The following is a 10,008-nucleotide window of genomic DNA, read 5'->3' as shown; positions in this document are numbered from 1 at the left end:
GCGCGTAAAGTGTTCGCTTCGCCGGGCTGACGCCCGCACTTGACCCGCCAACCACCCACTCGGGATTCGAAAGAAGCGGTATTCAATAGGGGCGTCACCTCTGGCGCATCCATGACGGCATATCCCGTGAACGCGGACGGTTCAAATGGGACAACCATCGTTATCCAACTGCAAAAGGAATGGAGAAAATGAAAAAGATCGCCACGATTTTTTTCGTAGGCATCGTCATGATGTCGGGCTGCTCGAAGAAACCGGACGGTTCCGAGTTTGTCGGGACATGGTACGACCCGGACAAAGGTGAAAAAATCCAGATCACGCAAAACGGCGCCAGCTTCCTGATGCGGGAGCTGGCTAGCGACAAGAATCCGAAGCCATCCAATGCCACGTTGCCAGCCGTGTATCAGGACGGCCTGCTGAAAATCATGGTCGGCGGCCGTTCGGTGGCAATTACCCATGTACAAGCCGACGACACGGTCGTATTGCCACTGATGAACGGGCAAGGCTCTGAAACGCTGGGCCGGGCGAAAGAATGAGAATCCCGGTATTTACAGCATGATTGATCGCGGGAGTGAGTACGGTGGCCGTAGCAGTGCATCGGGGAACTACCCGAACTCCCACGGGATTGGCAGCTCGATCTCGACGAGCACGGAACAGGTGGCACAGGCCCATCCGTACGCCAACCAACAGGCGCCCGGCGCATCCACTGCGACGGTTGCGGGCGCAGTGTTCAATTGCGGCGCGACGGTCAGAGCATTGTTGAAACCACGAGCTTACGCAAACCGCCTGAAAACGGATATCCGGAGTTGGAAGCACAATCAGATTCTCATCTTTTATACGGGAGTCGGCCAACAAGACCGGACAAGTTCGCGAAGTGCAGAAGAAAGGAAGGTTTATTGGTCAGAGGCCGTCGCTGAAACCCAAAGATGTTTAGGCAATCCGGATCTACCTTCTGAACGCTCATGCCATCCGTGATCTCGCGATGTTCAACCTCGCAATCGGCCACAAACGACGTGGATGTAATCCTATCAGTTTGCACGTTCGCAAAGTTACCCGCGGCAACCAGGTTTTGCCGCAGGCGCTGATTGTTCAGCGAAAGACGCGTCGACCGGTACGGGTTGAGTTGACCGAGCCGAGTCGGTCGGCCTGAAGACCAACGCCCGTCGTCTGTCGTACATTGCCAGGAACATGGGTTGCGAAGGCCGAATTTGCGCGAGCTCCACGGGCTTCGACCTTTGGTCGCCAATAATAAATTCGAGAAGTTGTCCGTAGTCAGGGTGTCATTCGAGGAGGAAATAGTCTTCTCTACGGAGACTCACCCTCCGCCGCTCGACTCGTCTCCCAGCTGCTCGGGCACCCCCGAGTGTCGATCACCAATGCCTACTGCGGGAGTGCGGTCAACCTCGCGAAAGTTTATACGGTTCGTGCGATCGCTGGGATGGATCAGCTGCAGCCGTACATCGAGGCAATGAACGACGCGCTTCGGCGACGTGAATTCGTTAGCTTGTACCTGATTGGAACGCGTGCGATGGGCCAACGGCGTCTGCAAGCTGAAAAAGTTCCCTACGAATTCGTGACGTTCGGAGAGAATGGGCAGTCAGCCCACGGATTACGTGCCGAGCTCGGGACTCTTCTCAAAGCCGCAGTCTGCGTGCGAATCATGGCCGAGACATCGCTCGAGACAAGCGCAAACTCTTTGTGCATCATGCTTCCACCGGTCGATGACGAAGCGAATGCTCCCTGTCCGGATGTCTCGTGAACATCATCTGAGTCGCCGACGAGCGACATACAGAGCATGTCAGCCCACACGTCTCCGCAAGCCCGATCCATTTACCACATGCCTCCGGTATCCAGCCACCACCGTTGCATCTGCAATATTTCGCGGGGGCTAGAAATGCGAAATCGAATAGAGATACTGAACTCAGTCGAAAAATTGACCAGGAGAAACGATGATCCGACTGACTCAAGTATCGTTAGTTGCCGCGGCGTTCCTGACTGCATGCGGTGGTGGGAGCGGTGGCGCTGCGGATGGCGACGACAGTCACGCCACCGGTGGTTCCTGTAACCCGGGCACGACTGTCGTGCAGCCGGTTCCGATTAACCCGTACACCGGTGAAACTGCCCCGGGGTCGACAACTACAACAGTCACAGGTGACGTATTCAATAGCGGCGCCACCACCAATGCGTCCGTGACAGCGTACCTCGTGAACGCAGACGGTTCAAACGGAGCGGCCATCGGCACGGCTACGACAGACCGGGATGGCACGTTCATCATGACGCTGAGTCAAGCCCCGTTTGCGACTGCGAACTATGTCCGATTCATCGCGACAGGAGGCACATATACGTCGACCGCCGACCACACGAGCCAAACGAATGGTGCATTGGAACTTGTGACGCCCTATATCACGACTGCATTCAATCATTTCGTCATGACGCCGTTGACGAACGTTGCGTCGCAACGGATGCGCCAGGTCGCATCGGTCGGTGGCGCACTGGCGAAGGGATATACAGCGGGCGCGAGCATGGTGCTATCGTTGATCGGATTTTCCGATCCGATTTTGCCGAACAACAAGGTGAGCGGCGGCGTCGACTATCTAGGTCTTTTGCCGGGGTCACCAGACGATACATTGAACGCGTACGCAGACGCCCTCAATGCCATCGAGGCATACGGCGTCGAGTACGATCTACCGTCGACAATATCCGTCCAGTTACTGACGCAGAGTCAGTTAACCGGCACGGCTTCCGCGACCCTGCCCGGCGGCACACCAATCAACATTGGCCAATGGCAGGGTGAGATATTCGACTCGTCCGCTCCATATACCCTTCCGATGCTGGAATCGACAGGCGCTCCGCCACCGTATGCAGAAATGCACCAGTTCATGATGTGGGAATACGCGTACGTCGCTTGCCTCAGTCTGGATAGCACAGCGCACTATGCACGGTTCCCGCTTCAACAAGGCAGCCCCGACATGTTTGCCGATGGTGCTTGCTCGACGTACCAGAGCTACGTGAGCAAAATTGGCGCAAAGGTTTTGACGAACAACCGTAGCGCACGGCTCGTTCACTCGGTGGGGTATGTACCGCAGATCGTGCCGGTCGTCGGCGCGGGCACTTGAGAAGTGTTCCAACGCCCGCACGATCGAATCGATTTGTAGAAAATGCGATGCGCCGGATGCTAGCGCATCGCCCATCATCCTGCACGCGGTTGCAGGACGAATTAAAACAGACTCCGACGGGACTATACGATCTTAAGCGGCACGAAAAGGCATCAGGACAAGATACTGCAGAGTCGAGATATGGCGCGCTTTGTCTGTTACGACCTCTTTCGTCTGGCGTTGTCAACCTGGCCAGTGCGGCGCGGTAAAATGAGGCGGTGAAGAAGACGAAGTCGGTTTATCACGGCCACCACCGCTTCCCTTCGGTCGTAATCAGTTTCGCAGTTTGCTGTTACTGATATGACCTTGCGTGTCAATTGTGACGGTGGATCACACTTCTGATATCCGCGGGGTTCTGGTACACAACCGGTTAAGAGATGTCCTATTGGTACGACACTTTATCGAGCGGACAGGACGGCATCCCATGCGGCGGGCGCATCGGCACCCTTGAGGTTGAGCTTCGAGAGATCGAACTGACCCTTGCGAATGCGATGCGCCAACTCGATGCCTGAAATCGTGATCGCGGCGCTCCCGAGCCGTTTGAAGCTGCGCATCACGTTCGTTCTGGATTTGATGTGGCGATGGTCCTGTTCGCAGGTTGTTCAGATACTTCGAGGACCGGACCTTCGCGTCTTCAGGCAGCAGACCATCGGCCTTCACCTCGCGCACCGCGCGGTGCGAGGCAGCATAGCCATCGAGCGCGTTGGTCTCCGACGACTGGCCCTGATCCCGGATGGCCTTGCCGGAAAAGGCTTTGGCCGCGACCACATCGCGCTTTGTCCTGAGCGTGAAGTTCACCGTCTAGCCAGCTCGATCCACCGCCTGGTACAGGTAGACACACCTGCCACGAATTTTCAGGTCAGTCTCGTCGACACGCCACGAGCGACCCGCAGGTGTAGCAAAGCGGTTCCAGCGTTTGGCGAACCCGGGCGTATAACGCCTCACGCAGCGCAGGCTCGTCGTATTGAAGCAGCGACAAACCCCATTCGGCTATCATCTCGACGACATCGCTAAGTGCGTATTTCGGATGAACGTGACCGGCCGTTTCGGGATCGTGACCGGCGATTTCGGCAACGTGACCGATCATTTCGGGAGCGTGACCGAGCGGACCAGACGGCAGGATTGGCGTTGCGCATGACATCAACCACGCGGGCTATGCTCGCCGGCTTTGGCCGGAGAGAGCATGCCCGCGCACCGGATGAACATGCGCATGATCAAGGACGTTTTACGACTTAAATTCGACGGCGGTTTCTCGCACGATCGGATCGCCGCATCGCTGGGTATTTCCAAGGGCGTGGTCACGAAGTACGTCGGACTGGCTGGCGCCGCCGGGCTGGACTGGGCGAGTACCTGTGACATGGACGAAGGCGAACTCGAGCGGCGGCTTCTCGGCAAGCCCACTGGGCCAGCAGCCTACGCCCAGCCCGACTACGGGCGTATCCATCAGGAATTGCGCCGCAAGGGCGTGACGCTGACGTTGCTGTGGGAGGAGTACCAGGCCGAGTTTGCGGACCGGCAGACCTACCGCTACACGCAGTTCTGCGAGCATTACAAGGCATTCACGAAACGCCTGAAGCGCTCGATGCGCGTCACGCTGTTTTGCGACACTTGGAGCGTCTCGGAAACGAAGTTGACGCGAATAGCGAACTTCTCGGACTTGCAGAGTTGGTAGCGCAGTGTGAAGAACAGAGCGTTCCAGCCCCCGCCATCGACTGCTAACGAAAGGGCTGGAAACAGAGGGGCACTTCGGTAAATTGACTCCTGTGATACCAACAGGGAGAAAGCCATGAGCGTTACCGACCAATACGTGTACGAATATGCGCAACTCGATCGCCGGAGCGTTGCCGCGCAATTGCGCGGCAACGCTCCGGCGATCGAGTTGCGCATATTCGTACACGTATTGGTCGGTAACGCTCATGGCTTTCTCCCTGTTGGTATCACAGGAGTCAATTTACCGAAGTGCCCCTCTGTTTCCAGCCCTTTCGTTAGCAGTCGATGGCGGGGGCTGGAACGCTCTGTTCTTCACACTGCGCTACCAACTCTGCAAGTCCGAGAAGTTCGCTATTCGCGTCAACTTCGTTTCCGAGACGCTCCAAGTGTCGCAAAACAGCGTGACGCGCATCGAGCGCTTCAGGCGTTTCGTGAATGCCTTGTAATGCTCGCAGAACTGCGTGTAGCGGTAGGTCTGCCGGTCCGCAAACTCGGCCTGGTACTCCTCCCACAGCAACGTCAGCGTCACGCCCTTGCGGCGCAATTCCTGATGGATACGCCCGTAGTCGGGCTGGGCGTAGGCTGCTGGCCCAGTGGGCTTGCCGAGAAGCCGCCGCTCGAGTTCGCCTTCGTCCATGTCACAGGTACTCGCCCAGTCCAGCCCGGCGGCGCCAGCCAGTCCGACGTACTTCGTGACCACGCCCTTGGAAATACCCAGCGATGCGGCGATCCGATCGTGCGAGAAACCGCCGTCGAATTTAAGTCGTAAAACGTCCTTGATCATGCGCATGTTCATCCGGTGCGCGGGCATGCTCTCTCCGGCCAAAGCCGGCGAGCATAGCCCGCGTGGTTGATGTCATGCGCAACGCCAATCCTGCCGTCTGGTCCGCTCGGTCACGCTCCCGAAATGATCGGTCACGTTGCCGAAATCGCCGGTCACGATCCCGAAACGGCCGGTCACGTTCATCCGAAATACGCACTTAGCGATGTCGTCGAGATGATAGCCGAATGGGGTTTGTCGCTGCTTCAATACGACGAGCCTGCGCTGCGTGAGGCGTTATACGCCCGGGTTCGCCAAACGCTGGAACCGCTTTGCTACACCTGCGGGTCGCTCGTGGCGTGTCGACGAGACTGACCTGAAAATTCGTGGCAGGTGTGTCTACCTGTACCAGGCGGTGGATCGAGCTGGCTAGACGGTGAACTTCACGCTCAGGACAAAGCGCGATGTGGTCGCGGCCAAAGCCTTTTCCGGCAAGGCCATCCGGGATCAGGGCCAGTCGTCGGAGACCAACGCGCTCGATGGCTATGCTGCCTCGCACCGCGCGGTGCGCGAGGTGAAGGCCGATGGTCTGCTGCCTGAAGACGCGAAGGTCCGGTCCTCGAAGTATCTGAACAACCTGCGAACAGGACCATCGCCACATCAAATCCAGAACGAACGTGATGCGCAGCTTCAAACGGCTCGGGAGCGCCGCGATCACGATTTCAGGCATCGAGTTGGCGCATCGCATTCGCAAGGGTCAGTTCGATCTCTCGAAGCTCAACCTCAAGGGTGCCGATGCGCCCGCCGCATGGGATGCCGTCCTGTCCGCTCGATAAAGTGTCGTACCAATAGGACATCTCTTAACCGGTTGTGTACCAGAACCCCGCGGATATCAGAAGTGTGATCCACCGTCACAATTGACACGCAAGGTCATATCAGTAACAGCAAACTGCGAAACTGATTACGACCGAAGGGAAGCGGTGGTGGCCGTGATAAACCGACTTCGTCTTCTTCACCGCCTCATTTTACCGCGCCGCACTGGCCAGGTTGACAACGCCAGACGAAAGAGGTCGTAACAGACAAAGCGCGCCATATCTCGACTCTGCAGTATCTTGTCCTGATGCCTTTTCGTGCCGCTTAAGATCGTATAGTCCCGTCGGAGTCTGTTTTAATTCGTCCTGCAACCGCGTGCAGGATGATGGGCGATGCGCTAGCATCCGGCGCATCGCATTTTCTACAAATCGATTCGATCGTGCGGGCGTTGGAACACTTCTCAAGTGCCCGCGCCGACGACCGGCACGATCTGCGGTACATACCCCACCGAGTGAACGAGCCGTGCGCTACGGTTGTTCGTCAAAACCTTTGCGCCAATTTTGCTCACGTAGCTCTGGTACGTCGAGCAAGCACCATCGGCAAACATGTCGGGGCTGCCTTGTTGAAGCGGGAACCGTGCATAGTGCGCTGTGCTATCCAGACTGAGGCAAGCGACGTACGCGTATTCCCACATCATGAACTGGTGCATTTCTGCATACGGTGGCGGAGCGCCTGTCGATTCCAGCATCGGAAGGGTATATGGAGCGGACGAGTCGAATATCTCACCCTGCCATTGGCCAATGTTGATTGGTGTGCCGCCGGGCAGGGTCGCGGAAGCCGTGCCGGTTAACTGACTCTGCGTCAGTAACTGGACGGATATTGTCGACGGTAGATCGTACTCGACGCCGTATGCCTCGATGGCATTGAGGGCGTCTGCGTACGCGTTCAATGTATCGTCTGGTGACCCCGGCAAAAGACCTAGATAGTCGACGCCGCCGCTCACCTTGTTGTTCGGCAAAATCGGATCGGAAAATCCGATCAACGATAGCACCATGCTCGCGCCCGCTGTATATCCCTTCGCCAGTGCGCCACCGACCGATGCGACCTGGCGCATCCGTTGCGACGCAACGTTCGTCAACGGCGTCATGACGAAATGATTGAATGCAGTCGTGATATAGGGCGTCACAAGTTCCAATGCACCATTCGTTTGGCTCGTGTGGTCGGCGGTCGACGTATATGTGCCTCCTGTCGCGATGAATCGGACATAGTTCGCAGTCGCAAACGGGGCTTGACTCAGCGTCATGATGAACGTGCCATCCCGGTCTGTCGTAGCCGTGCCGATGGCCGCTCCGTTTGAACCGTCTGCGTTCACGAGGTACGCTGTCACGGACGCATTGGTGGTGGCGCCGCTATTGAATACGTCACCTGTGACTGTTGTAGTTGTCGACCCCGGGGCAGTTTCACCGGTGTACGGGTTAATCGGAACCGGCTGCACGACAGTCGTGCCCGGGTTACAGGAACCACCGGTGGCGTGACTGTCGTCGCCATCCGCAGCGCCACCGCTCCCACCACCGCATGCAGTCAGGAACGCCGCGGCAACTAACGATACTTGAGTCAGTCGGATCATCGTTTCTCCTGGTCAATTTTTCGACTGAGTTCAGTATCTCTATTCGATTTCGCATTTCTAGCCCCCGCGAAATATTGCAGATGCAACGGTGGTGGCTGGATACCGGAGGCATGTGGTAAATGGATCGGGCTTGCGGAGACGTGTGGGCTGACATGCTCTGTATGTCGCTCGTCGGCGACTCAGATGATGTTCACGAGACATCCGGACAGGGAGCATTCGCTTCGTCATCGACCGGTGGAAGCATGATGCACAAAGAGTTTGCGCTTGTCTCGAGCGATGTCTCGGCCATGATTCGCACGCAGACTGCGGCTTTGAGAAGAGTCCCGAGCTCGGCACGTAATCCGTGGGCTGACTGCCCATTCTCTCCGAACGTCACGAATTCGTAGGGAACTTTTTCAGCTTGCAGACGCCGTTGGCCCATCGCACGCGTTCCAATCAGGTACAAGCTAACGAATTCACGTCGCCGAAGCGCGTCGTTCATTGCCTCGATGTACGGCTGCAGCTGATCCATCCCAGCGATCGCACGAACCGTATAAACTTTCGCGAGGTTGACCGCACTCCCGCAGTAGGCATTGGTGATCGACACTCGGGGGTGCCCGAGCAGCTGGGAGACGAGTCGAGCGGCGGAGGGTGAGTCTCCGTAGAGAAGACTATTTCCTCCTCGAATGACACCCTGACTACGGACAACTTCTCGAATTTATTATTGGCGACCAAAGGTCGAAGCCCGTGGAGCTCGCGCAAATTCGGCCTTCGCAACCCATGTTCCTGGCAATGTACGACAGACGACGGGCGTTGGTCTTCAGGCCGACCGACTCGGCTCGGTCAACTCAACCCGTACCGGTCGACGCGTCTTTCGCTGAACAATCAGCGCCTGCGGCAAAACCTGGTTGCCGCGGGTAACTTTGCGAACGTGCAAACTGATAGGATTACATCCACGTCGTTTGTGGCCGATTGCGAGGTTGAACATCGCGAGATCACGGATGGCATGAGCGTTCAGAAGGTAGATCCGGATTGCCTAAACATCTTTGGGTTTCAGCGACGGCCTCTGACCAATAAACCTTCCTTTCTTCTGCACTTCGCGAACTTGTCCGGTCTTGTTGGCCGACTCCCGTATAAAAGATGAGAATCTGATTGTGCTTCCAACTCCGGATATCCGTTTTCAGGCGGTTTGCGTAAGCTCGTGGTTTCAACAATGCTCTGACCGTCGCGCCGCAATTGAACACTGCGCCCGCAACCGTCGCAGTGGATGCGCCGGGCGCCTGTTGGTTGGCGTACGGATGGGCCTGTGCCACCTGTTCCGTGCTCGTCGAGATCGAGCTGCCAATCCCGTGGGAGTTCGGGTAGTTCCCCGATGCACTGCTACGGCCACCGTACTCACTCCCGCGATCAATCATGCTGTAAATACCGGGATTCTCATTCTTTCGCCCGGCCCAGCGTTTCAGAGCCTTGCCCGTTCATCAGTGGCAATACGACCGTGTCGTCGGCTTGTACATGGGTAATTGCCACCGAACGGCCGCCGACCATGATTTTCAGCAGGCCGTCCTGATACACGGCTGGCAACGTGGCATTGGATGGCTTCGGATTCTTGTCGCTAGCCAGCTCCCGCATCAGGAAGCTGGCGCCGTTTTGCGTGATCTGGATTTTTTCACCTTTGTCCGGGTCGTACCATGTCCCGACAAACTCGGAACCGTCCGGTTTCTTCGAGCAGCCCGACATCATGACGATGCCTACGAAAAAAATCGTGGCGATCTTTTTCATTTTCTCCATTCCTTTTGCAGTTGGATAACGATGGTTGTCCCATTTGAACCGTCCGCGTTCACGGGATATGCCGTCATGGATGCGCCAGAGGTGACGCCCCTATTGAATACCGCTTCTTTCGAATCCCGAGTGGGTGGTTGGCGGGTCAAGTGCGGGCGTCAGCCCGGCGAAGCGAACACTTTACGCGC

8 protein-coding genes and 4 pseudogenes are annotated in these 10,008 nt (G+C 57.2%); 6 read left to right on the top strand and 6 right to left on the bottom strand.

Annotation, left to right across the window (positions count from 1 at the left end; translation table 11 throughout):
* Positions 1-188: 188 nt before the first annotated feature.
* From J8I87_RS42370 to J8I87_RS42360, 3 genes are all read left to right on the top strand, one after another.
* The gene (locus J8I87_RS42370) at positions 189-533 is read left to right on the top strand and encodes a hypothetical protein (RefSeq protein ID WP_209938516.1); all 345 of its coding nucleotides are present in this window, start codon (positions 189-191) and stop codon (positions 531-533) included.
* Between the two features lie 827 nt (positions 534-1,360).
* On the top strand, positions 1,361-1,756 hold the full coding sequence (locus J8I87_RS42365) for a hypothetical protein (protein WP_209938517.1): 396 nt from the start codon (positions 1,361-1,363) through the stop codon (positions 1,754-1,756).
* 190 nt (positions 1,757-1,946) lie between these two features.
* Positions 1,947-3,113: a hypothetical protein gene (locus J8I87_RS42360; protein ID WP_209938518.1), complete on the top strand. Its 1,167-nt coding sequence runs from the start codon at positions 1,947-1,949 to the stop codon at positions 3,111-3,113.
* Positions 3,114-3,550: 437 nt separating this feature from the next.
* Here J8I87_RS42360 and J8I87_RS45480 read toward each other — a convergent pair.
* Both J8I87_RS45480 and J8I87_RS46170 read right to left on the bottom strand, forming a co-directional pair.
* A pseudogene (locus J8I87_RS45480) lies at positions 3,551-4,097 on the bottom strand (IS6 family transposase).
* A complete protein-coding gene (locus J8I87_RS46170; RefSeq protein WP_313068231.1) occupies positions 4,012-4,239 on the bottom strand; it encodes a hypothetical protein in 228 nt (75 codons plus the stop codon). Before J8I87_RS46170 ends, J8I87_RS45480 begins: the two are co-directional and overlap by 86 nt.
* A gap of 117 nt (positions 4,240-4,356) precedes the next feature.
* Here J8I87_RS46170 and J8I87_RS42345 point away from each other — a divergent pair.
* Positions 4,357-4,740: pseudogene (locus tag J8I87_RS42345) on the top strand (IS21 family transposase); the annotation flags it as partial.
* A 528-nt stretch (positions 4,741-5,268) separates the two neighbouring features.
* Here the strand turns inward: J8I87_RS42345 and J8I87_RS42340 are convergent.
* A pseudogene (locus tag J8I87_RS42340) lies at positions 5,269-5,652 on the bottom strand (IS21 family transposase); the annotation flags it as partial.
* Positions 5,653-5,769: 117 nt separating this feature from the next.
* Here J8I87_RS42340 and J8I87_RS46165 point away from each other — a divergent pair.
* Together J8I87_RS46165 and J8I87_RS46575 are read left to right on the top strand one after the other, a co-directional pair.
* Positions 5,770-5,997 carry a hypothetical protein gene (locus J8I87_RS46165; protein WP_313068231.1) on the top strand — a complete coding sequence of 76 codons (228 nt, stop codon included), beginning with the start codon at positions 5,770-5,772 and terminating at the stop codon, positions 5,995-5,997.
* A pseudogene (locus J8I87_RS46575) lies at positions 5,912-6,458 on the top strand (IS6 family transposase). Before J8I87_RS46165 ends, J8I87_RS46575 begins: the two are co-directional and overlap by 86 nt.
* 437 nt (positions 6,459-6,895) lie before the next feature.
* Here the strand turns inward: J8I87_RS46575 and J8I87_RS42320 are convergent.
* The 3 genes from J8I87_RS42320 to J8I87_RS42310 all read right to left on the bottom strand — a co-directional run bounded on the left by J8I87_RS42320 (position 6,896) and on the right by J8I87_RS42310 (position 9,820).
* Complete coding sequence (locus tag J8I87_RS42320; RefSeq protein ID WP_209938518.1) at positions 6,896-8,062, bottom strand: hypothetical protein; 1,167 nt, start codon at positions 8,060-8,062, stop codon at positions 6,896-6,898.
* Positions 8,063-8,252: 190 nt separating this feature from the next.
* Positions 8,253-8,648, bottom strand: coding sequence for a hypothetical protein (locus tag J8I87_RS42315; protein ID WP_209938517.1), 396 nt, complete (start codon positions 8,646-8,648; stop codon positions 8,253-8,255).
* Between the two features lie 827 nt (positions 8,649-9,475).
* The gene (locus tag J8I87_RS42310) at positions 9,476-9,820 is read right to left on the bottom strand and encodes a hypothetical protein (protein WP_209938516.1); all 345 of its coding nucleotides are present in this window, start codon (positions 9,818-9,820) and stop codon (positions 9,476-9,478) included.
* Positions 9,821-10,008 lie beyond the last annotated feature (188 nt).

The organism is Paraburkholderia sp. LEh10 (assembly GCF_017814945.1).
In the GTDB taxonomy this organism is placed as follows: Bacteria; Pseudomonadota; Gammaproteobacteria; order Burkholderiales; family Burkholderiaceae; genus Paraburkholderia.
The sequence above is the reverse complement of the archived record's forward strand: the minus strand, read 5'-3'. Positions and strand labels throughout refer to the sequence as shown.